The organism is Paenibacillus illinoisensis NBRC 15959 (assembly GCF_004000925.1).
Lineage (GTDB): Bacteria > Bacillota > Bacilli > Paenibacillales > Paenibacillaceae > Paenibacillus > Paenibacillus illinoisensis.
Genome location: NZ_BIME01000001.1, coordinates 532896 through 559142, shown reverse-complemented (window position 1 = coordinate 559142; position 26247 = coordinate 532896). Strand labels below are relative to the sequence as shown.

The 26247-nt window shown below is 46.2% G+C and carries 19 protein-coding genes; 13 read left to right on the top strand and 6 right to left on the bottom strand.

Features of this window, described 5'->3' with window-relative positions:
* Positions 1–12: 12 nt before the first annotated feature.
* Complete coding sequence (locus tag PIL01S_RS02280; protein WP_127536084.1) at positions 13–534, top strand: hypothetical protein; 522 nt, start codon at positions 13–15, stop codon at positions 532–534.
* A gap of 85 nt (positions 535–619) precedes the next feature.
* Here PIL01S_RS02280 and PIL01S_RS02275 read toward each other — a convergent pair whose 3' ends face one another.
* Positions 620–1744 (bottom strand): GGDEF domain-containing protein, encoded by a 1125-nt coding sequence (locus tag PIL01S_RS02275; protein WP_127536083.1) that lies wholly within the window; start codon positions 1742–1744, stop codon positions 620–622.
* A 221-nt stretch (positions 1745–1965) separates the two neighbouring features.
* Between PIL01S_RS02275 and PIL01S_RS02270 the strand changes: the two genes are divergently transcribed.
* The 7 genes from PIL01S_RS02270 (at position 1966) to PIL01S_RS02240 (ending at position 13810) form a co-directional block, all read left to right on the top strand.
* Entirely contained in the window at positions 1966–8685 is a 6720-nt protein-coding gene (locus PIL01S_RS02270; protein WP_246058093.1) for a DUF7507 domain-containing protein, read from the top strand.
* Positions 8682–10373, top strand: coding sequence for a COG1361 family protein (locus tag PIL01S_RS02265; protein ID WP_127536082.1), 1692 nt, complete (start codon positions 8682–8684; stop codon positions 10371–10373). Before PIL01S_RS02270 ends, PIL01S_RS02265 begins: the two co-directional genes overlap by 4 nt.
* 156 nt (positions 10374–10529) lie before the next feature.
* On the top strand, positions 10530–10787 hold the full coding sequence (locus tag PIL01S_RS02260; protein WP_095287528.1) for a YolD-like family protein: 258 nt from the start codon (positions 10530–10532) through the stop codon (positions 10785–10787).
* Between the two features lie 93 nt (positions 10788–10880).
* The gene (locus tag PIL01S_RS02255) at positions 10881–11000 is read left to right on the top strand and encodes a hypothetical protein (protein ID WP_017688846.1); all 120 of its coding nucleotides are present in this window, start codon (positions 10881–10883) and stop codon (positions 10998–11000) included.
* A 191-nt stretch (positions 11001–11191) separates the two neighbouring features.
* The gene (locus PIL01S_RS02250) at positions 11192–11695 is read left to right on the top strand and encodes a ferritin (protein WP_095287527.1); all 504 of its coding nucleotides are present in this window, start codon (positions 11192–11194) and stop codon (positions 11693–11695) included.
* Between the two features lie 395 nt (positions 11696–12090).
* The gene (locus PIL01S_RS02245) at positions 12091–12831 is read left to right on the top strand and encodes a polysaccharide deacetylase family protein (RefSeq protein ID WP_127536081.1); all 741 of its coding nucleotides are present in this window, start codon (positions 12091–12093) and stop codon (positions 12829–12831) included.
* Positions 12832–12904: 73 nt separating this feature from the next.
* On the top strand, positions 12905–13810 hold the full coding sequence (locus tag PIL01S_RS02240) for a hypothetical protein (protein ID WP_127536080.1): 906 nt from the start codon (positions 12905–12907) through the stop codon (positions 13808–13810).
* Positions 13811–13895: 85 nt separating this feature from the next.
* Here the strand turns inward: PIL01S_RS02240 and PIL01S_RS02235 are convergent, their stop codons facing one another.
* The 3 genes from PIL01S_RS02235 to desA form a co-directional block, all read right to left on the bottom strand.
* Positions 13896–14495 carry a response regulator transcription factor gene (locus PIL01S_RS02235; RefSeq protein ID WP_127536079.1) on the bottom strand — a complete coding sequence of 200 codons (600 nt, stop codon included), beginning with the start codon at positions 14493–14495 and terminating at the stop codon, positions 13896–13898.
* A gap of 2 nt (positions 14496–14497) precedes the next feature.
* A complete protein-coding gene (locus PIL01S_RS02230) occupies positions 14498–15640 on the bottom strand; it encodes a sensor histidine kinase (protein ID WP_127536078.1) in 1143 nt (380 codons plus the stop codon).
* Positions 15641–15736: 96 nt separating this feature from the next.
* Positions 15737–16795, bottom strand: a complete 1059-nt coding sequence (gene desA / locus PIL01S_RS02225; RefSeq protein WP_127536077.1) for a Delta(5) desaturase DesA — start codon at positions 16793–16795, stop codon at positions 15737–15739.
* 374 nt (positions 16796–17169) lie between these two features.
* Here desA and PIL01S_RS02220 point away from each other — a divergent pair, with 374 nt between their 5' ends.
* Both PIL01S_RS02220 and PIL01S_RS02215 read left to right on the top strand, forming a co-directional pair.
* Positions 17170–18009 carry a YitT family protein gene (locus PIL01S_RS02220; RefSeq protein WP_127536076.1) on the top strand — a complete coding sequence of 280 codons (840 nt, stop codon included), beginning with the start codon at positions 17170–17172 and terminating at the stop codon, positions 18007–18009.
* Positions 18010–18505: 496 nt separating this feature from the next.
* Entirely contained in the window at positions 18506–20104 is a 1599-nt protein-coding gene (locus PIL01S_RS02215; RefSeq protein ID WP_127536075.1) for a hypothetical protein, read from the top strand.
* Positions 20105–20218: 114 nt separating this feature from the next.
* Here the strand turns inward: PIL01S_RS02215 and PIL01S_RS02210 are convergent, their stop codons facing one another.
* Positions 20219–20803, bottom strand: a complete 585-nt coding sequence (locus PIL01S_RS02210; protein ID WP_127536074.1) for a P-loop nucleotide/nucleoside kinase family protein — start codon at positions 20801–20803, stop codon at positions 20219–20221.
* Between the two features lie 154 nt (positions 20804–20957).
* Here PIL01S_RS02210 and PIL01S_RS02205 point away from each other — a divergent pair, with 154 nt between their 5' ends.
* Complete coding sequence (locus PIL01S_RS02205; RefSeq protein WP_127536073.1) at positions 20958–21293, top strand: PadR family transcriptional regulator; 336 nt, start codon at positions 20958–20960, stop codon at positions 21291–21293.
* On the top strand, positions 21290–22627 hold the full coding sequence (locus PIL01S_RS02200; protein ID WP_127536072.1) for an FtsW/RodA/SpoVE family cell cycle protein: 1338 nt from the start codon (positions 21290–21292) through the stop codon (positions 22625–22627). The genes PIL01S_RS02205 and PIL01S_RS02200 overlap by 4 nt, the downstream gene beginning before the upstream one ends.
* A 46-nt stretch (positions 22628–22673) precedes the next feature.
* On the opposite strand, the gene PIL01S_RS02195 is transcribed toward PIL01S_RS02200, so the two are convergent.
* A complete protein-coding gene (locus tag PIL01S_RS02195; protein WP_127536071.1) occupies positions 22674–24395 on the bottom strand; it encodes an ABC transporter substrate-binding protein in 1722 nt (573 codons plus the stop codon).
* A gap of 136 nt (positions 24396–24531) precedes the next feature.
* On the opposite strand from PIL01S_RS02195, the gene PIL01S_RS02190 reads away from it, so the two are divergent.
* Positions 24532–26157 (top strand): DUF4153 domain-containing protein, encoded by a 1626-nt coding sequence (locus PIL01S_RS02190; RefSeq protein ID WP_164764151.1) that lies wholly within the window; start codon positions 24532–24534, stop codon positions 26155–26157.
* Positions 26158–26247 lie beyond the last annotated feature (90 nt).

The window sequence follows — 26247 nt, the reverse complement described above, 5'->3', positions numbered from 1 at the left end:
TGGAGGAATATCATGTCTGGAAATTATACATCGGTTCCGTACGGTTACGAACCGCCTGCAGCAAGCCGGAAAGGTACACTGATTTTCTACGATTCATTCGAGCATGTGACCGATGAACAACTTCAACATGCAGCAGTCACTTCAGATACGCGCGCATTTACACAGTTGGTACTTTATCCTCTGCATGAGAACACGGTCAAGCGCATGAGCAAGGATGGGGTACAGCCGTATTATAAGAGAGAGGACCGCTTGCATGAGTGGAAGCGAGATCATACGGAGTTCCGCATTAAGGTGGAGGGACTGGAAGGCAAGAGGAAGAAGTACACACCAATGGATTCGGCTCTGCGTCATCTGACTTCTGAATACCCGGCGCCTCATTTTCTGTACCTCACCTCTGAAATGGCGAATCTGTTTGCATCGTTCGACTCGTTCAAGGACTGGATTACGAAACTTCGTCTGCTTATTGATGGCCAGCCGGGTACGCTTCATCCCAAGTTGGAGCAATATGCCCATCGCTGGGAATGGGCCGAGTAAGACGAATATTCTAGATATAAAAAAAGTTGTACTGCACAACCGAATTCGGTTTGCGGTACAACTTTTTTGATGTCTCTACTATTTACTAAACCTCAACAAGGTCAAGGGAAGTCACGGTTTTGTTTTTACCCGTCCGTTTGGCAGCGTATAGACAGGCATCCACCTCTTCAAACAGCTTTTCTTTGGTTAGCCGGGCATTGAAACCTTTGAGTCCCACACTGACGGTGATGGAATTCCCCTCCAGTTCCAAATGGCCCATCAGGGCTATTTTCTGACGAATCTGTTCCACGAGAGCGTAAGCCTGATCGAAGGACTGTTCAAACATAAGCAATGCGAATTCCTCACCGCCATAACGGGCTGCAATATCGCTTGAAGTGATGTTCTCCTGAATGACATGGGAAACTTTCTCCAGAATGATATCGCCCACCCGATGTCCATAGGTGTCATTAATTGATTTGAAATCATCAATATCAATGAGAGCCAAATGAAGGCTCATACCGCTCTTGGCATACTCATATGCTTTATCGTAATAGTCTTTGAATGAGCTCTGGTTATACAGATTGGTAAGCCCATCGGTTTTGGACTGCTTGGTCATAATGGCATTTCGTACAATCAGTTCCTGCTTGGCCAGCATGCTGTCCTTGAGATCATCCAATACCTCAACACCACTTGTGACAATGACCTGAGCTACATATGTACCGACAATGAGAAAGGCTGGGATGGAGACCATGTCAAAGGAAGTCAAATAGGAACGATAGCCTGAATCAAACAGAACCAAAACATAACCTGTTGTTTGCATCAAACATGCGGTCCAGACCCGTTTTCTGCTAAAAAACAAAACCGACGTAAAGATGGGAAGCAGGCTGATCGCTTGAATAATTCGAATGTCATAATTGACATGAATGATCGTCCAGGCAACGACAGTACTGGCGGCCGACATGGCATAAAAGGAATAACTGCTGAAGCGCCGGTCGACCCAGCTGGCAATCATAATGGAAGCAATACTTGAGGCTGTGGGCCAAAATAAAACATAAATGATGAAATCCTCAGGAGTACGATCATAGTCCAGAAAGAGGAAACAGCCGACCTGAACGACGAAATGTGTGATTACGACAACCCAGTATGCATGGAGCATTTTTTTAATCCATTTGGAATGCTTGAATTCATATTCTGTTGGGATATGACTGTTATGTGTTGACAAACTCTTCATATATCACCGCTGACTGCATCATAATGGTACGACAGAATGACTCTCGTATTAGTTGATTATAAAACAGATTGTGCAAAACGCAAATGTTAATTAAATGGGTAAAAACAAAGTGACATAAACGCAGAACCCGAGCAGAAACTTTTCACAGGGACAAACAAATTTCGGAATGAACCTCATAGACTGATACAAGGCTCCGTCTTATACGATGATTACAATCCTTGATGAAGGAGGTGATCTCTATTCCTCTTGTCGTTCGTTCAACCGTCAACGCTACGGGAGCAATTACGTTTACAGGCAATACACTTGGTTTGAGTCGTTCTGAAACGGCAGGGGTACCAGGAACACAGGACAGTATTGGGGCATTCACAACGACCAATACGGCTTTGACTTATGGGACATATCCAGCAGGTACAACAAGCTTGTATCAGAGTAACAGCTCAGCTGCAATACTCGTCCTTCCTGCAGGGAGTACTGTTCTATACGCAGAGTTGATCTGGGGCGGAAGCTATATAAATGGTAATGTGAACCTGAGCGCAGCCATCAACAATCCGGTCACGTTTATCACCCCTGCAGGGACATCCAGCGTTACTCCTGACCCGGCAACATACAATCAATTCGATCTGGGGAACGGCGCCTCAGGTTATGTACGTTCTGCGAATGTTACGTCGCTTGTCCAAAGTGGAGGAGCCGGTACATATATCACCGGAGCAGTCGTAGGAACGATCGTTATTAACAATGATGCCACGGCCAACCATGCAGGCTGGACACTAGGCGTCATTTATCAAAATCCGGCCCTGCCTTTTCGTAACATGTCACTCCGGGCTGGTGGCGTGCTTGTCCAATCGACTTCCGCACCGGTAGTTACCACACTGACAGGATTTGCGACTCCGATCTCTGGTACGCTCGGGGGAAGAGCGCTGTTCAGTGCGCAGGAGGGTGATGCAAACCGGACCGGAGACCAGGCGTTATTTGGACCAACGTCGGCGACTTCGGTTGCCTTGTCGGGACCAAACAACCTGGCTGCCAACTTTTTCGCTTCCCAAATCAACGGAGACACCGGAGCACTTAACACGACAGGAACCTTCGGAACCCGGAACCAGATCAACGGTGCACCAGGCTCCAACATTTCTGGCGGACGACAAGGCTGGGACATAACCAATGTGGATGTGTCAGCCAGACTGATTAACAATCAATCTTCAGCCGTGTTGACATTAACAACATCGGGAGATGCATACATCGTCAACGGCAATGCCATTCAGGTCGATATTAACGCACCAAGAATTACCGTATCGAAGGGATCAACGGCCACCGGTGCGGTAGCAGGGGATAGCATTCTCTATACGGTTACCGTTGCCAATGCAGGTACGGCCAGTGCCGCCAGTGTGGTGCTATCGGACTCATTGCCTGCAGGACTTACTTTTATTCCAGGGAGCGTCACAGTTGCAGGTGTATCTCGTCCAACACTGGATATAACCGCAGGCGTTCCGCTGGGTTCATTAAACCTGTCCAGCAGTATTGTTGTAACCTACCGGGCGCTTATCGGACAGGATGCAAGCATTCTGCAGCTTGTGAATTCGGCCAATGCGGCTTTTACGTTTCAGAGTGTGGCAGGAGGTCCGACCATAACAGGAGTAATTCCCTCCAACAACTCCACACTTCCTGTATATTCACCGAACCTGTCCATTGTGAAGTCGGGGAGTACTACCAATGCTACGGTGGGTGACACGGTAACGTACACGCTTCAGGTAAATAACGGAGGGAATGTTGCGGCGAACGTCACATTGACAGATAACATCCCAAGTGGCAGTTCGTATGTAGCAGGCAGCTTCCGCCTGAACGGAAATGTTATTGCAGGTGCCAATCCGGCGACTGGTGTGAATTTGGGCAGCCTTGCTGCAGGCAGCGCGAATACTGTCACCTTTCAAGTGCTTGTCACAAGCTTGCCTACACCGCCAACCCTTGTGGATCAGGCTACCGCTTCATATTCGTTCAACTCGCCTGACGGACGGACCATAACAGGAACAATAGCATCAAACACCTTGACGATTCCGGTGACATTGCCCAATGTAACCGCGGTTAAATCGGCTTCGGTCAGCGATGTAGCCGTAGGGGAGACATTCACCTATACCGTGGTGACCACGAACGGCGGTATTCAGCCGATTAACAATGTGATTCTTACGGATTCTCTTCCTGCCGGAACATCATTTGTTCCCGGGAGTGTGACTGTAAGGGGAGGGGCAGTAGCATCGGCTAACCCGAATAGTGGTATCTCCATTGGAACACTGACTGCAGGGAGTTCCGCGACGGTGACGTTTCAGCTTACGGTTCAAGCCTTGCCTGCATCAGGTTCGCTGCTTAATCGGGCTTCTGTGTCCTATAGTTCAGGTGCATTTACGGGCATTTCCAACTCCAATTCGATTACAACCCCTGTGTACCAGCCGATCATCGCCATCAACAAGTCGGCGAGTCAAACGAATGCAACACTGGGGGATCAGCTTGCTTATACACTGGTGGTGACAAACAGCGGAAACATAGCAGCCCAAGTTACGGTAACCGATACCATCCCGACAGGACTGACGTTTGTTCCGAATTCGGTAACGGTGAATGGTACTGCGCGTCCGGGAACCAGCCCATTAACCGGAATAACGCTGGGCAGTCTTTCGCCTGGAGCCACGGCAACGGTGGTGTTTCGCGCTACTCTCAATACACTTCCATCTCCGCCCACACTGGAGAATCAGGGTACTGCAACCTATACGTACCAACTACCCAGTGGGCGGAATCTCTCAGGCAGCAGCCAGTCCAATATCGTTCGCATATCTGCATCAGCGCCGAATATTTCCATTAGCAAAACCGTGAATATACCTGATGCGACAGTAGGCGACATCCTCACCTATACGGTCATTGCAACCAATGCAGGCATAAGTGCAGTCCAAAATCTCGTGATTTCGGATACACCGTCCGGCTCAGAATTTGTACCAGGCAGTGTCACCATTAATGGAACAGCTGCGGGAAGTGCAAGCCCCGTTTCGGGCATTGCTGTTGGTACCTTGAACAGCTCAAGCAGCGTCACTGTTACCTACCAGGCTAGAGTGACTTCTGTTCCATCTACAGGTTCGGTTACCAACCGTGCAGGTGCAGCTTTTACGTCGGGCAGTTTTAATGGGGTTTCTACATCGATCACGGTTAGTACACCTGTATTTCAGCCCGTCATTCAAGTGGTGAAATCAGCAAGTACAACCAATCTGACGGTAGGAGATACCTTTAATTACAGCATTCAGATTAACAACACAGGTAATATCGCGGCTTCGGTTACCTTGACGGATCCGATTCCTGCGGGAGCTGTTTTCAGTACGAACAGTGTCATCATTAATGGTGTACCTACACCAGGTGTAAGTCCGGCAACAGGTATTAGTTTGGGATCCATTGCAGCGAACTCAAGTACAACCGTTACTTTTGTCGCAACGGTCACAAGTTTGCCTGATTCAAGACAGTTGACTAACCAGGCGGTCGCTTCGTTCTCCTACACACTTCCAAGTGGAAGGACAATTGCCGGATTCTCGTCATCCAACACCATCACGATTCCTGTCTCTCTTCCCAATGTAACGATTGTTAACAGTGACAATGTAGAGTACGGCGTAGTCGGGGATGTCATCAGGTACACATCTGTTATTCGCAACAATGGAACCGTAGCCGTTAACAATGTGGTATATGTCAACCCTCTTCCTCCGAATACCCCATTTGTACCCGGAAGCGTCATTGTGAACGGGACTTCATTCCCGCTCTCCAATCCGACCGCCGGCATTCCAATCGGTACTTTGGCTCCAGGAGCTGAGGTTACCGTAACTTTTGAGGTGACGATTACCATGCCGATCCCTTCGCAGATTAACAATCAGTCGACGGTCAGCTTCACATCCGGTTCATTCTCGGGGTCATCATCGTCCAATACAACAGAGACTCCGGTCATTCAACCGCAGATTGCACTTGTCAAAACGGCCAATACAGTTAATGCAACTGTAGGTGATACGGTCGTATACACGGTGACTGTCAGCAACACAGGCAATTTGCAGGCTAATGTTACCGTCACAGATACCATTCCTGCTGCAACTTCTTTTGTAGCCAACAGTGTTGTGGTATCTGGTGTGCCGCAGCCTGGAGCGACGCCTGGAACAGGCATCCCGGTAGGCGTTGTAGCAGCTGGAGCAACCGCAGTTGTTACGTTTGCTGTGGTCGTGGATACACTTCCGTCTCCGCAGCAGCTCAGCAACTTTGCGACATCTTCCTTTACCTTTACACCTCCTGACGGACGAACCTTAACAGGAACAGCTACCTCGAATACGCTGACGTTTCCGGTTTCATCTCCAAACGTAGCTGTCGTTAAAAGTACAACTTCGACTGCGGCTGCTTTAGGCGACACCGTTATTTACTCCATTCTGGTAACGAACAGCGGTATAGCCCCCGTAAACAATATCCAATTGTCGGATCCGATTCCTGCAGGCGCATCCTTTGTCACAGGCAGTGTGACGGTGAACGGGGTGGCGCAACCCGCAGCCAATCCGGCAGGGGGGATATCGCTGGGTACACTTGCTCCAGGAGCCTCCGCAACCATTACTTTCAGTATCCGTGTCGACTCGATTCCCCCAAGCGGGCAGTTGAGCAATCGCTCCACAGTGAGTTTTACTTCAGGGGCATTCTCAAGCACGACATTTTCCAATACGGTGGTCACGTCGGTATTTCAGCCGATTCTTTCAGTACAAAAGACAGCAAGTACACAAAACGCTACGGTCGGCGATACGGTTAGCTACACGGTCACCGTTTCCAATACGGGCAACTATGGTGCCCAAATTAACTTGACGGACAATATCCCTGCGGGAACCATTCTCGTTCCGAACAGTGTCATTGTGAATGGTCAGCCGCTGCCTGCCGCGAATCCAGCCACAGGCATTTCGGCAGGGACTGTCGCTGCTGGTGCAACAACAACCATTACTTTTTCTGTAGTCGTGGATACCTTACCATCTCCACAGCAGCTGGTGAATCAGGCTTCGGTGGCTCTTTCCTTCACCTTGCCTGACGGACGGACCATTACAGGTTCGGTGCTGTCCAACGTACTAACCATTTCGGTTTCAGCTCCAGACGTCGATGTGGTGAAATCAACGACGTCAACGGCGGTATCTGTCGGTGATATAGTGACGTACAGCGTCGCTGTAACGAATAACGGAATTGCGACGGTGAACAATGTAGTCTTCACGGATGCATTACCGGCAAGCACCGTTCTAGCGCCAACCGGCGTATTTGTAGATGGTGTGCTCCGCCCGGGTGCCAACCCTTCCACCGGAATAACCATCGGTTCCATCGCGCCTGGTGCAACCGTGACCGTTGTATTTAGTGTGCGGGTTACTTCTCTCCCGGCAAGTGCAGTTTTGAACAATCAGTCCACGGTCAGCTTCACATCAGGCGTGTTCTCAGCCACAACGTTTTCCAATACGGTTACAACGCCGGTGTATCAGCCGATCCTGACGGCCGTCAAGACGGGGGATCAGACAATAGCCACGGTAGGGGATACCGTTGTGTACAGCATCGCCATCTCCAATGCAGGGAACTACGGGGCATCCGTTACGTTGACCGATACGATCCCAGCCGGGACTGAGCTTGTACCGAATAGCGTTATAATCAATGGGGCATCAGCACCGGGGGCCGACCCCGCTTCGGGTATTCCGCTGGGCGTCGTTTCCACAACGACCATGGTCATGTTCTCGGTCGTCATTGTCACCCTTCCTTTGAGCCAGTCCATAACGAATCAGGCTTCCGCAACCTTTACGTATACACTGCCAGACGGAAGAACGCTGGGTGGCAGTCTAACCTCCAATTCACTCAACATCCAGGTGTCTGCTCCGGATGTAAGTGTAACGAAGACAACAGCTGCGGTAGATGCGGTGGTCGGTGATACGATCGTATACGAAATGGTTGTAACCAACAACGGAATAGATCCAATTAACAATGTGGTGCTGAGTGATCCGATCGATCCTGCCACAACATTTGTCTCCGGAAGCGTTCTGGTGGACGGTGTGCCGCGTGCCTCGGCTAATCCTGCCCTGGGAATTGCTCTCGGCACAATTGCACCCGGCGCCTCAGTAGCAGTATCCTATGCCGTCCGTGTCAATTCGCTTCCTACTCCACCCGTTGTGAGCAGTCAATCATCCGTAAGCTTCACATCGGGTGTCTTCTCGGGTGCTTCTTACTCGAATACGGTAATCACACCGATCTATCAACCAATCATTGCCGTGACCAAGACAGCAAACACATCCAATGCGACGATCGGAGACACCATCGTTTATTCGTTCTCCATCAATAATAGCGGAAATCTTGCTGCAAATCTGACATTGACGGATAATATTCCGGATGGAGCTGTGCTTCTTCCGAACAGTGTCTTGATTGATGGTGTTCCACAGCCAGGTGCCAATCCGGAAGCCGGAATCGTGGTAGGTACCATACCACCAGGTGGATCTGTTAATGTGACCGTCACCCTGCAAGTTACCGTGGACACATTACCGCAGAATCAGCAGCTGGTCAACCAGGCCGTGGCCGATTATACCTTTAGTCCGCCGGATGGTCGTCAGTTGACGGGTACGGTGTCTTCCAACGTCCTTGTGATTCCAGTATCTGCACCTAACGTGACTGTTGTCAAAAGCACAAACGCCATTGATGCTGTTGTCGGTGATGTAATTACTTACACGGTTGTTGTTACGAATGCCGGCATTGAAGTGGTCAATAATGTGGTCATGGTGGACCCAGTACCTGTAGGAACGGTGTTTGTACCCGGAAGTGTAACGGTGGATGGAGTGCCGCGGCCAACCGGTAATCCAAATACAGGAATCACGCTCGGATCGATTGCTGCTGGTGCTTCGGTTACCGTTACATTCAGAGTAGAGGTCGTGGTGATATGAGCCAATCCTCCGGTCCGTTGTCCCACTGGCTACAGAATCAGTCACTGGTTCGATTCAGCTCGGGTACGACTGAACTGGAACAGGTGGCTTATTCCAACACCGTAGTTACACCATGGGTTGGACCCAAACTGGAAGTGAGAAAGGGCTGCAATGTGACTGTAGCTGCACTAGGGCAGTCACTAACTTATCAGATTGAGGTCAGGAATACGGGGAATCGAACAGCCATCTTTTATGTAGTCGACCCGCTATCGGAAGATACGTCACTCCTTCCGAACAGTGTACTTCGCGATGGTATTCCGTTACCGGGGGCATCACCCGAACATGGGCTGCCTCCTGCGGAGGTGGCACCGGGAGCTACAGTGCGCTACCACTTTCAAGTTGCCATTGTGCGTTTGCCTTCGTCACTGAAGCTGTTGAATCAGGCGCAGGTAAACTATGAATTTCTAACACCGGAAGGCAGGACGGTTACAGGGCGAGAAATTTCAAATACGGTTGAGGTCACTCTGGCTTCATCCCGTCTGGAGGTGGCCCTTCAGTCGGACCATATCCCGACCTTTTCAGGGGATATTGTTTTGTACAGTGTCGTTGTGAGCAATCCGGGTTTTCTGACAGCTACAGGTGCCAAGGTGACTATCGCTTTGGCTTCTGGTCTTGTGTTTATTCCCGCAAGTGTTGTAATCAATGGAATGTTCGCCCCCCAGATGACCCCCGATTCTGGAATAGAGATCGGTGACATTGAGCCCGGAAGTACGGTTACCATTCAATATCGGGTACAGGTTGTTTCGGTAAGAGATGCTGAGAGCATTCCAACTCAGGCGGTGCTGGAGTATACTACTGCGGGCAAGCAGGAGATCGTTTATTCCAACGAAGTCACACTTGAAGTCATCCAGCCTTTTATTTCGATTCAAAAGAGGGTACATCCTGTAGTTGCCTCAGTCGATGACACCATACGATATGACATTACTATAGCGAATGAAAGCAATTATGCGGTGGATGCCAAGGTGTCAGATTCATTGCCAGCCGGCATGACTTTTCTGGAGGGGAGTCTTAGCTGGAATGGAGTCAAGCGGCCCGGGGCCAATCCGGTCAAAGGCGTTAGCCTGGGAACATTGACAGCACGGTCTGTCATTAACATTCAATTTGAAGCCAAAATTATTGAACACGGGACTGCGATGCCTGAATCATTCGAGCTGGTGAACCAGGCGCGTCTCTTGTATACGTATCGATTGCCTGATTCACGTACGGTGCAGCGCATGGCCGCTTCCAACGAAGTAACAGTCTACCTGAAGAGCCCAATGATTAAGGTCCACGTTGAAGTAAACCCCAATTTAGTCGAGCAGGGAGGATCCGTTATTTTTCAGGTCCGCGTCGAGAATACAGGCTCTCTGTCTGCTCGTGTACAATTGACAGGCGTTCTTCCACCGGGAGCCAAATGGCGTGGTCAAGCGGAAGGTCAAGTTCAATGGAACATACCCGAATACTCTTCGCCAAGATATCTGCATCTGGGAGAACTGGCCCCGGGTGCGGAGAAAAACATCTCTTATGTAGCGCAGCTATCGCCAGAGGAGACGGGAACGCTGAATGGTTTCCTGACTGCCCTGTATACGTATGAACTCAATGGACAGAGAAGAAGCGGTGAAGCCCGGTCGAACGAGTACACGATTGTTATCGAATACCGCGATGAATAACGTCAATCAACTTACAGTGATGAATTGGGAAATTTGCTCCAAATGACTTCCATGACATTACACGAACGCAAATGAATGGTATACTAATTGAATATGCCCTCGGCAAACAACCCGTGGAATCGGGACGTCGGATTAGCTGTAGAGGAGGCCTCCACATTGGCAAAAGCAAAAGTTGCAAAAAGACCTACACGGGATGAATTTGAGCTGGAAGAGCTGGGGAATCAATTGGTTGAAGCGTATCATGAGCGTTCGGAAGTGCTGTTGACGGTATGGGGGAAAGAAGAGCAGGTGCAAGGGGTTATTGTTAAGCTGGATTCCCGTACTCGGCTGGTACATGTTGAACACACTGAAGAGGAGTTCATGGCAAAAGTACCTTTTCTCGATATCATGCGGGTGGAATCTCCCCGTTATTAAGAAGTGCAATTTTAAATAATAGGGCATTCGCCCGGTCAAACCCGCTCTTCCTGCATAAGATATCCCATACCTGTTGCAGAGGAGGTACGGTCAATGAGCGAAGTATTAGGTGGAGAAACAAGAGGCTACGGATACGGAGGTTTCACTTCTGTAGGTGCCATTCTGGTTCTGTTCATCCTGTTGGTTATCATCTCCAAAGCGTTCTTGGTATAATTCATTTCTCCAAATGAATGAAGAGAGCTCTGCCATTCCGGCAGAGCTTTCTTTTATTCTGATTCGTTGCACATCTCATATGAAGAACATAAATTCGTTCATTGGCCGATTAGGTAGATAATCCATGTCAGTCGAACGTTCATTATGATAGAATAGGACCATTCCTAGAGAAAGCATGAGGTGTGTCGAACATGAGTAAAGAGCTAACACAAGCATTGAACCAACAGATGAACTTTGAATTTTATTCTGCCCATGTATACCTCGCGATGGCAGCATACTGTTCCAGTGAAAGTCTGGACGGCTTCGCGAATTTCTTCATTGTACAGGCTGAAGAAGAGCGATTCCATGGCATGAAAATATACAAGTTCCTGAATGATCGCGGACAACGCGCGACACTGGAGGCTTTGCCGGAACCAAAAAATGAGTATACTTCCATGCTGGATGTGTTCGAGCACGGATATGCACATGAACAGCAAAACACGAAAAAATTCTACAACCTGGCTGACCTTGCCTTGAATGAACGCGAGCATGCCACAATGTATTTCCTGAAATGGTTCATTGATGAGCAGGTAGAGGAAGAAGCGTTGTTTGACAGCATCATTCAGAAGCTGCGCCGTATTGAAAAAGACAGCAATGCCTTCTACATGCTTGACGCTGAGTTCGGTAAACGTTCATTCACCGCTCCTGCAGAGTGATAGCGAGTGCAAATTAGTCACACGTATTCCATGTTCATGGAGTATACCGTTCTACATATGAAGAGCCTGCCTTGTGCAGGCTTTTTTGCTGTGTTTTTTTGTTCTAATGGATCAAAGAAGGAACAACTTCTAACTTGAATCTATCAGATCATTCATAATAGGTTAATGAAACATATGTCAAAAAAGATCTATCCTGACGGGCATGATTTTCACTGCAAATCTATCAATTTCGTTTTATTTCCTTGGTTAATCTGACAAAAGTGTAACTCGAACGTAGCATTTGAAGCGAGAATGAGGCATGTCCTTTTTGTTAGTATTAGGATTATCGCCAAGGGATGCAATGAGAGATTCGAAGACACCCGGGGAAATACGAGACACAAGGGAGATTTATATTTATGCTACATATTCGCAAGTCATTTATTGCTGCACTCGCCATCTTACTTATGATTCCACTCCTGCTGCCTCAGTCAGCATCCGCGAAGCCAAGTGCTTCAAGCTCTGCTGGAGCAAAAGCGAATGCGAAGATCATATATCTTACGTTTGATGATGGGCCTACAGCCCATACAGGACAACTGCTGGATATCTTGGATCAGTATCATGCCAAAGCGACATTCTTTATGCTCGGACCGGAAATGAAGCAATTTCAAAAAGCAACGAAACGGATTGTTGCTGATGGGCATGGCTTGGGACTTCATGGTGTCACACACGTTCCTAGCAAGTTTTATCAATCGGCATATAGCGGCTTGAAGGAAATGCAGCAGGCGAATATGACGCTGAACAAAGTTGCCGGAGTTAAAACAAGTCTTGTTCGTACACCATACGGCAGTAAGCCATATCTCAAATCATCTTACCGTAAAGTATTGCTTTCTCAGGGTGGATTCCACCTCTGGGATTGGAATGTGGACTCCGAAGATTGGAAATACAAGAAAGATCACCAAAAGGTCTACAACAGTGTAATGAAGCAGATCCACACGGTTCAGAAGAGCGGTACAACACCGGTTGTACTCATGCATGATCAGGAAGCGACGTTAAAAGTACTTCCGCAATTGCTAAAAACATTGAAAGCAGAAGGATACCAGTTCAAAGTATTGACCAAAAAAGTACAGCCAGTTAACTTCTGGAACGATAAACGTTAATCTAGTTAAACTCTATGGAAGTAATAATGAAACATAGTTCACTGGAAATAAAGACATCGAGGAGGCTATCATCATGAAAAAGCAAAAACGTTGGGTCATCATTCCTGTTACCACTGCTGTGTTACTTGCGCTTGCAGGTTGTGGAGGGCAGGATAACAATACGTCACAGGCAAGCAATACGCCTACTTCGACTTCTGAAGAGCAAACTCAATCCGGGAGCGGTGGGGCCGATTTTTCGAACACATCAGAAGGAAACAACACGGCAGCAGGCACGGCCAATAATGAAAATAGCTCAGAGGGTTCCACCAGTACTTCTGCGGCAACCGGAACACAAGGACAGTCCAGCATGAACGATGTCATCCAGGAAATTCGCAGCCAGTTGAAGATGAAGGATGCTGTTCTGCCGACTTCATTCGCCCTGGATAAAGGTAAACATCTGGCAGCAGCCATTCCTGTCAATTCGTCAGATGCTTTCAAAGTGAATTTCTATTCCGTAGATCAGTCCATTCCGGTCAATGATGCTTCTTTGACGTCTTCCACTAAAGCACCAGAGGTGCTCGCATTCTATGAAGTGAAAACCTATAAGGACCCGGATAGTTCAGGGATTTTCCCGGATACGGATCTGGACAACATTCCTGATGAAATGTCAGTTGATCTTGGACATGGAATCAAAGGCATGGCCGAAGGTGCCGCAGGGAGTCAGTATCTAACCTGGAAGGAAGGCAGATGGACGCTGCAAATCCGATCGGTTTCCGAAGATAAGATGAACAATCCGGGAATTGCCAAGAAAATGGTCGAGTACCTGGAATCACATACACTGCCTGCTCCGAAGGACAAAGGCTTCGTAAACGTGGAATATCCGAGTGGCGGGAAAACGGTGAATGTTACGATCTCATGGCAGGAAGGCAAGCAAATCCATCAGCTGCAAACGAACCAGGTGCCGAATAACGCATTAGGTATGGTTGCATCGGTCAAATAAATATACGTAAATAAAATAGCTTGGCTGGGAGTGGAAGCTCCTGACCAAGCTATTATTTGTGTCGTAATGGGTTGAAGCGGTACTTTCATTTGAACCAGCCCTTTTCCTTGGAACGGGTGATGGCTTCAATCCGATTGCTTGCATTTAATTTGTTCAAAATGATGGATATATAGTTGCGGACCGTACCGGTTGTAATAAAGAGGTGTTTGGCAATTTCCTTCGTGTTCTTGCCATCAGCCATGAGGCCGAGAACGGCATTCTCTCGCTCCGTAAGCGGATTTTCCTCTACATAGGCCTCGTCCACCAGATCAGGGGCGAAGATCCGGCGTCCGTTCATAACCTGGCGTATGGCTTCAGCCAATTCCTCGATCGGACTGTCCTTTAACAAGTAACCTCTAACTCCGCCTTTTAGTGCACGTTCGAAATACCCTGTTCGAGCAAAGGTCGTTAAGATAATGACTTTGCAGTTCGTTCCTTTCAGTTCCTCTGCAGCTTCCAGCCCACTTTTGATAGGCATTTCAATGTCCATTAGGCATATATCCGGTGTATGCTGCTGGACGAGTTCAAGCGCCTCCTGCCCGTTGCTTGCCCGGCCAACCACTTCCATGTCTTCTTCCAGATTAAGCAGGGAGGAGAGGGCACCCAGCATCATGCGTTGGTCTTCGGCGATGACGATTCTGATCATGTTTATTCCTCCTTGATTGGTTTGCGCACCAGCTTCGGTACCTGAATAATAAGCTGCGTCCCGTCTATGTTTGTTCCCGAGCGAATATCCAGACAACCATTAACAAATTCCAGTCGTTCCTTCATGCCAAGAATTCCTGTACCGCGGCGTTCTTTGTTATTACTGTGTTCCATTCCAATTCCATTGTCATGAACAGTTAATATGTTATCGGAAGGTGTTTCTTTCAGGCTGATGGTACACATTGTTGCCTGGCTATGCTTGACCACATTCGTAACGGCCTCTTTCAGACACATCCCCATCACATTTTCGTTAAGCTGAGAGGTGTCCTGCAGCTTGGGGTTGCCATCCAGCTTGAACTCGATCGCAGCAGCCTTCAGGATCTGCTCGGCACGGTACAATTCATCAACCAGCTGTGTTCCGCGCATGGTAGTAACCATTTCCCTAACTTCCTTGAGTGCTGTGCTTGCCGTTTGACGCAAGTCGTTTAGCTCCGCCTCAGCCTGCTCGGGATTGACACGAAGCAGGCGTTTCGCCAGATCGGTTTTGAGGCCGATCAAGGAGAGTTTCTGTCCGAGGGTATCATGCAGATCACGAGCGATTCGCTGGCGTTCTTCCATTTTGACCAAATCATCCAGTCGTTTGTTGGCATTTTCCAGCTGACCCTCCAACTGCTCCCGTTTGTTTTTGTTATACGTGCTTACCGGGAGAAGAATGGATGCCATCAGACTGATGAATACAAATGGAAATTGACTAAGCAGCCTGGAGCTCTGAATGATAAATCCGTAATTTATGGTCAGAAAGCTAGCCGCCAGATTTACCGTATACAGGGTGATGAAGCCAGCTTTATTTTTAATATTCCCAATGAAAAAAGCTAGAAACAGGGAGAAATATGCATAATCATACGCGATCGTCATCGTTATGGAAATGGCTATCAGCAGACCGATCCACATATATACCTGCCAGCCTTTGGTGATGAACGCAAGCAAATAACAGACAAAGAAGACAAGAATGATCACGATTCCTGTCACCAAGGTCCACAGTTTTGAATACTGCGAAATATAATAGAAAGGAAGGATGAAAAAGACAAGCCATACGTACGGATTTAAACCTGTATTTTTATAAAAGAGCTGTGACCACTTTTGAATGGAATTCTCCTCCTTGAGCGTGATTCTTGTACTCCAACTTTAGCCTGACTGTAGCACGACTTCAGCCTGAATACAAGAAAACGAATCCGACAGAGTTTAAGGCTTCTCTGTCAGACCCGCTTGATTGGTTACGCGTATAGGTGGCTTGGCATAAGGCTTGCGGTATATCGATTTGATTTCCCTGAAGCTGATAAATCGTTTGGATTCCTCATCCCACAGGCGGAAGCGAAGGGCTGCCAGACTGGAACGAAGGGTAATTGTCGTTGCCTTTTGCAGCGGTGGTGTCGCATTATGTGCCTCTTCCAGGTAATAGTTCGGTACACGCGGACTCAGGTGATGCACATGGTGAAATCCAATATTACCGCTGATCCATTGCAGCAGCTTCGGCAGCTTGTAATACGAACTGCCTTCTACAGCAGCCTTAACGTAACTCCATTCATCCTCATGCTCGAAGTAGGTGTCTTCAAACTGATGCTGAACATAGAACAGCCAGATTCCGAAGAAGCCGGAGAAGAAAAAGACGGGAGCCTGCACCATAACAAAGGCCTGCCATCCGACCAACCAGGACATGAATGCATAAAGTGCGACGATCAATACCGTAGTCAGATGTGTGTTGATGCGTTCTTTGCGACGAGCAGCCTTGCGATTAAAACGATAAGCAATCAGGAATACATAGATTGGACCGAGTCCAAACATGACAAACGGATTACGATAGATACGATACCACAGCCGTCCCCAAGGAGATGCTGCCTTGTATTCTTCAACCGTCATGACCCAGATATCGCCTACTCCACGTTTGTCGAGATTGCTGCTGGTGGCATGGTGGATGGAATGCTCCGCTTTCCATTGCTGGTAGGGAGTAAGGGTCAATACACCTGTAATGGTACCGAGAATGTCATTGGCACGTTTGTTTTTGAAAAAGGAACCGTGACAGCAGTCATGAAAAATAATGAAGGTTCGAAGTACAAATCCGGATGCCACCAAGGCAATCGGGAAGGTTAGCCAATACGAAACAGATAAGCTGTAGTAAGCGGCTGCCCACAACAAGAAGAGTGGAAGAATCGTATTTATGATTTGTCGGATACTTAATCGTAGATCATTTTTCTCGTAAGGGGTAACTTCTTTTTTCAGTGCCATTTCTTTTGCTCTGCTCATGAATGGTAGTCCTCCTTCAGTCGTTATAACCAAGCACGGCTATAACCCGCGTTTCCCTGATGTGTCTTGGAGGGAAGCGTTTTTACCATTGTAAAAGAATCGATGTCATCCGGTAAGTCACAAACGTCAGCCATCTGTAATGATGAATATCAAGGATGACACATGACGTTTGTCATGGTTGGTGTCCATTTGGCGCTCAGGATTGAGCTGACCAGAAGGCGATTTTCCGATTCCTTTGCACATTTCGTGCAACAATTTGTATTATGTATACAAATTTTGCTGGTGACATGGTAGAATCTATCATTGTGAGTGCACATGACAACTTATGAGCCTGATGGATAGGTTGATTTTTGAAGGATTGGAAGGAATACATGATGAAGAAACGATTAACGGATATTTTATTTATTATGGCGGGGGCATTCTTATTTGCCCTGGCGGTGAATCTGTTCGTCATTCCAAATGATCTTGCTGAGGGTGGCGTTACGGGGATCACCATTATTTTGTATTATCTGCTCGAATGGTCGCCCGGCTTAATGAACTTGATTCTGAACGGGATTTTGTTAATTGTGGGTTATCGGTTTCTGGACAAGACCACGACGGTGTATACGATTATTGCAGTGGTGTTCAATTCCTTGTTCCTGCATCTGACTGAGAGTTGGACGATTGATTCCCATGAGCTGTGGATCAATACGATTTTTGGGGGATTATTTGCCGGTCTTGGGATTGGTTTGATTGTGAGAGTTGGCGGCACAACCGCGGGAACCGTCATCTTGGCGAGACTCGCCAATAAGTATCTGGATTGGAACATCAGCTATGGCCTTCTGTTTTTTGATCTGATCGTGGCGTTCTCCTCTTTCTTCATTATCGGGGCACAGGGACTCATGTGTACGATTGTCATGCTGTTTATTGGAACCAAAACGATGGAGTTTATCATAGAAGGGCTGAATCCGAAAAAGGCGGTTACCATCATCTCGACAAAACAGGATGCGATTGCGAAGCAGGTCATCGAGAAAATGGATCGCGGTGTAACGGTTCTGTCGGGCCATGGTTACTATACGAAAACACCGAAAGAAATTCTCTATATTGTCATTAGCAAACAGGAAGTTCCCATGTTGAAGAAGATTGTACGTGCTGAGGATGAGATCGCGTTTATCACGATTCACGATGTTCGTGACGTGTTCGGCGAAGGATTTATCGAACTATCCAAAACATAATGTATATATGGAAGAAAACCGTGGTGAATGATGACCGCGGTTTTTTTTGGTATCCAAAAAGCCCTTCTCCATCGAGAAGGGCTTTAAGACTTTCATTAATGATGAGTTCCTTTTCTGATTACACCGTACTTAACAGTGACATGACAGTGCTTTTTAACCTTGGTGGGAACATATTTGATTTTAGTAACACAAGTTTTGGTAATCTTTTTGTAATAACATTTCGTTACGGGTGGATGACATCTATGCTTCTTTCTATTCATTGCGACCCCTCCTGACTAGTGATAGTTCATTCTATGTAAGGGTCATCATTTCGGAAACATATAAACGTCTAAAATACCAAAATGGACTTAATGGAAGGCTAGCATATTTGGATTTAGTTAATACCAAGTGAGTTAGATCACAGATAGGATAGATATATAGAAATATAAAATAAATATGGGATAATATTCTATATATAGGATAGACAAAAAAGATGTATTGAAATAAAAACATAACAATGACCACGGAAGGAGTGATTGATATAACAAAACGCTCTCTGGTTCTCACATTACTTGTATTTTCTATATTAATCGTATTGTTATGGGGGGATTCTGTATCCACGCACCATGTAAAAGAGTTGACTTTTGAAAGTATAGATTCGATCGAAGCAGTAGGATTTGTGTCCAAAACTAACACTGAGAACGCTCAGTATTACTTTAGCACCATTAATGAAGCTGACAACAAAGCATTTGTAAATCAAGTGGAATACATTATCCGAAATATGCAGAATAATCTGGATATTCCTCGCAAGGAGAAAACAATTCAAATTTATCTGAATAAGGATGGAGAAATCCCTTTTAATAATAGTTTGACCCGTGTATTTGTATCTGAAGATCGGGAACAGTCTCTTGGGGCAGTCGTTAGTTATTTGAGTGACTATAAACTTCCTGCTTGGTTAAGTGTTGGACTGGAATTGTATTGGCAAAATGATAATGAAGTGAGTAGGTCCTCTGACGTATTAGAAGGAGGTATCCATAATTGGATTAACAAAGCAAAATCTTGGGGATATCCAGATTTCGGGGATGCCTGGTTTATCCCCAATTATCTCGACGAAGAAGTTGTGGGAGAAGCACAACAGATTGCCTATATGTTTGTTCAATATCTGGATCAAGAGGAACAGTTACAGTCTGTTGTTGATATATTCTTGAAGGATAAAAATGTAGATTTAAATCTACTAAGACAATATTGGAGTGAATTCATTGAAACTCCTAACAGTGATATTGATACAAGTTATCGTTATATTTTTTCATATGAAGAGATTTGGTTTGAAGTTCATTCAGATAAAGTTAAAGCGAGATATAAAAAAGAAAACTGGATTCATCAACAGGTAGTTGAGTATCAAAACTATTTGAATCAAGGTGTTCGTGATGTAGAGAATTGGATGGACTACACATTGGATCATCCGCTGACGTTTACAATCTATCCACATATAAACGCATATAAGCCTAATTATGGTGGGCTCACATATAAATCAGGAGATGATTACGCAATTGACTTGTATCAGGTCTTTGAAGTTCCACCTTACAGAGCGGTACATGAGACTGTTCACGCAATAACTTTTCGTATGGGGATTTTTTCGGATTTCTATCCTTTAACAGAAGGGCTTGCTGAAGCTTTAATGTATGAATTTGAGGCTAAGAACAGGCAGTATGTATACAACAAGTCTAAAGAGGACCTCAATTTCACTTATGAAAGAAGAAACGAAAATACTCTACTCTACAATGTAATTCAAAAATATGAAAAATACACGGGACAATCTTATCAACCATCTAACCCCATAGATTTAATAGCAGTCATGCACGTGTGGGCTAATATGGCGTCTAAGAAAGGATGGGAAAATCCACTGGATTCTCTTAAATATAATTCAGGATACCCAGGATACAACGAAGATCTGGATGATTACAACAAAGCAGCCTCATTCGTCCATTATTTAATTCAAACATATGGAAAAGAGAAATTCATGGTGATTTATGCAGATATTACAAAAGTTAAAGAAACATACAATGTTGATTTGGAAAGTTTAATAAAAGAATGGAAAGAATTTTTATACGATTAGCCTTAAATACTTAGTAGGGATTGTGAGAGATTGGAAACGAACCCGTATGGGAACGATCCAATCCTTTTTTGTCTACTTCTATTCACTTGCTGGAATAGATTAATAATCTTTTCACTACCTATACATGTGTCTCTCAACTTCGGACAGAGCCACATTCACATCTTCCTCTGAATTATCAATATAAACGACGGAAGAAGCAGGCAGCGGCCAGGCCACTTGCTTGCGGGCAAGGGAAGCGGTGAAGGTATCCCAGTTAGCCAGTTTATATTCATCAAGAGGAGATTGTCTTGCCACAATACGTTTGTAATACAACTGTTCGTTCGCCAAATAAATGTAGGCTACGCGAACATCCGTATCTTCCAGTGAGCGTCCGATTCGGCTGAGCTCTTGCTCAATCCAATTCGTTGTTTCGGTTTCTTTGGTAAAAGGTCCGACGACCACAGTATCGATTCCTAATTGAACGTTATCCAGGGCCGCATCCATTGTGATGCGATATCCCAGATCACGACATAAGCGTTTGTATTCTGGTGAATCCCGGTCAGATGGATCTAGTCCCTGAAGCGTCATGATTGCCTCGGCTGCCGGGCGGAGCAGGATATCCATATCGAAGAAGGCTGCCTTATATTTACGGGAAAGGGCCTTGGCCAGGGTCGTTTTGCCGCTGCCGGCACCGCCGAGAAAGAAAATCAGTTTACTCATGAGAGTCACCCTCCTTAATAGAGTTATTTTATCACAAAGCAGATCGAAACGATGGATAGACAGAAAAGGAAGAATAAGGTAGTATAATACCTAGATTAACTATGCATAGGTTTCCGATGTAATAATTTGAATGACAGAAAGGAGGAGAATTCATATGAATGTAAACAAACAAATGATTAAAGGAAGTACAGAAACTCTAATTTTGACGTTATTGCACAATCAGCCACTTTACGGTTATGAATTGATTAAAGAACTTCACCGTCAATCGGAAGGTGTATTTAATTTGAAAGAAGGCACATTATATCCCATCCTCCATGCCATGGAGATTGAAGGTTGGGTGGAATCCTATTGGATGGAGGTAGATGGCCGAAAACGTAAATACTATTCCATTCGAGACAAGGGCGTGGAGGCTTTGCAGCACAAAAAAACCGAGTGGCTTTTATTCCGTCGTGCTGTGGATCGTGTACTTGGGGAGGGAGGCTTAACATGACGGATCAACACGATAAGATTAAACGTTATCTGGACGAGATGTGCAGTCAAGTCAAAGCTCGTGAAGTACATACCGATCTGCGTGATGAATTGGGAAACCACATAAGAGAAATGATGTTGGATAAGGAACAGGAGGGCTTAACTCAGGAAGAAGCAGCCGAGTATGCCATAGAGCAAATGGGTGATCCCGCAGCAGTAGGCAAAAGCATGCATAGGCTGCATCGTCATCGGATGCATTGGGGACTGATAATCGGATTGATCAGTTTAGCTATCGTTAGCCTGTTTTTGATGTGGATTTTTACAACCAATGTAGCGGATGATAGGTTTCAGAACTTTTATAACATTCAAGTGGTTTACACTATCATAGGAATGTTATTTATGTCCTTCTTTATGTTCTTCGATTATCGCAAATGGAGAAGAGGCGCTTGGTGGATATATATCCTGCTTAATACCATGTTAATGATCAATTCAATGATATCCTCAAGTATCAATGGGATTTACAGATACTATAACGCATATGGATTTGTATTAGATCTGACTACTGCTGCAATGTGGGTATTACCACTTGCTGTAGGTGCTATTTTGCTGGACAAGCTTCGTTTCAATTGTAATGCCAAATCCATATTATCTTATATAGCGATGGTGGCGTTACCGGCGGCACTGTTGTTTCAGATATCGGATTGGGTACGCCTTGTGATGTTCGGGATCATTTCACTATTTTTATTTGGTTGGATCACGCGTAAATGGCTCTATACAGCTATAGCCACAGTTATAACTGCAAGTATGGGTTTATTGTTGTTGCTTACAACGGATTCTTACCATCGTTTGGAAAGATTCTTGGTTGTGTTCAATCTTGAGGATGATTCAATGGGAAATGGCTACTACAACCATTCCATCGCGGGCATCCTTCAATCAGCTGGATGGTGGGGAAATGGGCTAGACACAGCATTTGACCAATTTAAAACGAGTTATTTTGATTACCCAGGTGTGCTGCTAATCGATGTGTTTGGTTGGGCAGCCGGAATAGGGCTATTGGTGGCTATCATCTGGTTTGTTGCAAGTATGGTAAATACGCTCCCTCGCATTCGGGATGACTTTGGTCGAATGATTATCGTCATTATTACGTCCATGTTTGCACTGCAGATGATTTATTCGCTGGCAATGACCACTGGTAGAGTTCCGATTTTAAGTGTGGTCTTTCCTTTTATAGGATACGGCAACCATCTCATCTTTGATTATGCCATGATGGGATTGCTTCTTGGTGTGTATCGCCGCAAAGACACCGTTTCACTGAAGAACAACAAAAGCCAACAAACGGCGAGACCAATACAATGAGCAGATCTATTATCATGCAGACATTAACTGAATGTAATTTTGTCTTTCAATCTTCTAACACTGTACTTCCAGATGGAAACCAGATATGGCGCAAGTTGACCCAGCCCTGACTATTAAACGATAGCCCGCGCACGGAAGGCAGATAGGCGGTTTCCACCGGTTTCTCAGATAAATGAAACATCAGATGGTGGTCCAGCAAGAAATGTTCAATCCGGTCAAGGCCTGCAGTTCGATCTGTCATTAATGGTGACTCCGTAACGGTTTGCAGCATCATCTGCACACGCCATTGTGTGGGTTCATCCAGATGTTCCGACAGGGTTAGATAGAGGTCTGTTCTGCGTAATTCTTCATCCCGGTCCCGGATCAGGGAGAATAAAATGAGATCGGACTCCATCCGCAATGGACCTTTGAATTGTTCCATCGTTGCCGTATGAATCTTGCAAGCATATCCACATTGTTCCAGTTTGGCTGCTATCACAGCAGCATCTTTCCGATATTGTGGAATGGTAGCCAGCTGTAAGGGAATCGACTGATCCTTGTCCAAGGGTTTTTCAGAGGATTGGATCACGCCAGAAATACACTCATATAGATGAGATCGAATAGCCGGATCGCTGAGCGGTCCGGTTTTTTGCGTGTTACAAGTGAGCAGCTTGTTCACCATGACGCCAGCACTAATTTGTATCCAGTCAGCACCCTTAGCGGCAGCCGGATTCGGAACAAGGTGGAAGAAAGGCGTTTCCGCTTCGCCATGTTCTCCCCATTCGGTCTCGGCGCTCCAAGGAATCTGCAGAATATCCACCCGGTCCAGATGGGCTCTTCCTTGAAAGTAGGCCGGGAATGCTTCCAGTCTGCACAGGTGTTCATCCCATAACGTCACCTTGAAGGGGCCAGTTCCAACAGGCTTTGGCATGGACGTTGATTCAACTGACTTGTCATCGCCAGGCTTCATGGTACTGTCCGAAGGGACTATGACTGCACGGCTTGTGGCTAGAAAGGACAGAAATAATTCATGCGGTGCTTTGAGTCGGAAAACTATGGTGAGCGAATTCAGGGCTTCGACAGACAGAATCTGTCTGCTCACATCTCGATACAATGTCCGTCGCTCGGTAGCCTGCAGCCTGGCAAACGTATGCACTACATCTCCTGCAGTCAATCGTACTCCATTGTGAAACAAGACACCTTTGCGCAAATGAAAAAGCCAGGTTTTCCGATCTGGGCTAACATCCCAGGTGTGGGCAAGACATGGAACGATGTCTCCTTGCTCATTACGCTGAACCAGTCCATCAAACACATGACTGGTGACAAAGGACTCGGCAAGCAGATTAATATACAGCGGATCAAGAGCATGAAGCTGCTGCTGAAGTGGCAGCCTCAACGTATCAATACGCTCGTTATGCTCTCCTGCTTCCGTATGATGGCCCGAGTAACCGAGCAGCCAGTGGTTTAAATGCTCCCGCATCATGGTCGAGGTGGAGAAGGCACGCACCTGTTCAGCGGCTTGATGTAATTCCCGGCGATTGAGGGCTTGCATCATATATTCTGCTGCGATCTGTTCGGCTGGTACGAGCAGCGTGAGTGTTGACCTGCGACCTCGGCCACGCTGAGAGATCCAGCGAATCCAGTCGCAGGCCGCCATTTTTTTGACAATGGTAAGCGTATTTCGATGTGTGCAATCGAGCAGTTCTGCAAGCTCGGAGAGAGTAGCTTCATGCTCGGTCATATCACCAAAGCGGTTATGAAGCAGCAAATACTGTTGATGCAGTTTCACGATTTCAAGCCTCCTCGGAAATAGAGCTGGTGGTGCAACCGAACTAAAATAAGAAATTTTATCTCCTATAATTTCTCTTTATCTTCTTATTTTATCATCTAGAATAAAGTCTAGAAAGATAATGGAGGTTTTTCCCATGATTGAGAAAATACTGGTTTCACCGAATCGTGCTTTGATTACGCTGTTGTCTGCCTTGATGCTGGCGGTCATTCATCAGTATTTGTTTTATGAAAGAGAGGTGGGCGTATCGTATCTGCTTTTTGTGCTTCTCTTTTATGCATTTATGTATGTGTTTGCGAAGGATCGAATTCGGACTTTAACCCTGATTGACGCATGGATGGCTGCGGTCGTACTCATGCTCGCGCTAACCTTTTTACTTTTTGACAATGAACTGCTGCGTGTCCTCAATTTTCTGTTCGTCCCCGGTTTGATTATTTTACATATGACTTATTTGGCTGGACGTAAGCGGAAGCAGTGGTGGGATCTCCGAATCATCGGTACCTCCCTGGATCATTTGCTGCCACAATCGATTCGCCACTGGGGGACCATCGCAGGCATTGTGGTAAAAGCAGGGGGACGTGGAATGGGGAAGTCCCAGAAAGCAGTTCTGGTCAAAGTTTTCATTGGACTGGCCGCATCCTTCCCGATCCTGATTGTGGTGGTTGCATTGCTGACTTCCGCAGATGGCGTATTCAATCAATATTTGTCTGGTTTTCCGGAATGGTTGAACCATCTGACTCTAACACCTGGATTTCCGAGAATCCTCTGGATTATCATAGGAGGCATTTTGTTGTTTAGTTATGTATGGGGATTCGTTCAACCTATGGAGTACGAAGCCGAGAAGAGGGAGAACGCCCATTGGAAAAATGCAGCCTTGTTATCACCTGCAGCAGTGCGGGTCTCCGATCATGACCATGCAGGCCAGCAGAATACAGAAACCGAATCAAGCAAGACGGGTGAAGCCAAAGCCCTTGTACAAGCCATCCGTACCGGCAGGGAAACAGTGAAGCTGGATCCCATCATCGTGGGCACCATGCTGTTCGTTATGAACTGTGTGTATGTATTGTTTGTATTTGTACAGTTTTCCTACCTGTTTGGTGCAGGGAGTGGGCATCTTCCCTCTGACCTGTCTTACGCCGAATATGCCCGCAGTGGTTTTGCCGAACTTGTGCTGGTCACCAGTATTAACTTTTTCATTTTGATTGTTGCACTCCAATGTACCAGACCGAGTGGGAGAACAGCTTCGATTATTCATCAGGTGCTTCTGCTTATTCTTGTAGGCTGCACAGCCATCATGCTGTATTCTGCGTTTATGCGTCTCCATCTGTACGAACAGGCTTACGGGTACACGTATATTCGTTTCTTGGTACATGCATTTATGATTTTTCTGGCATTGCTGCTTTTCATAGCTGGTTTACGCATCCGATATACCTCCATTCCACTGCTTCGCTGGTACATTGTACTGTCACTTACAGCTTATACAGCTGTCAATTATGTGAGTATGGATAACCGGATCGCCGAGCTGAACGTGGAACGTTACCATAAGACAGGGAACATTGATGCAGCTTATCTGGCGAATTTGTCAGCCGATGCGATTCCGCAGTTACGGAAGTTTGCGCAAGAGGAATTCCCGGCGCTGAAGGATCATTTATTGGAGCGTGAAGGTTACATATATGAGAGAGAAAACAGCAGTTCCTGGCCTTCTTTTAATGTGGCAAGATATAGGGCTGCGAAGGAATTGTCCAAATTGAGAACGGAATAGCGATCGATGATGGCATTTAAGCCGTGAATTTATGCAAAACGGATATGTAAGTGTTATAATATAAAAATGAACCTATAAAGGGGGTGAATC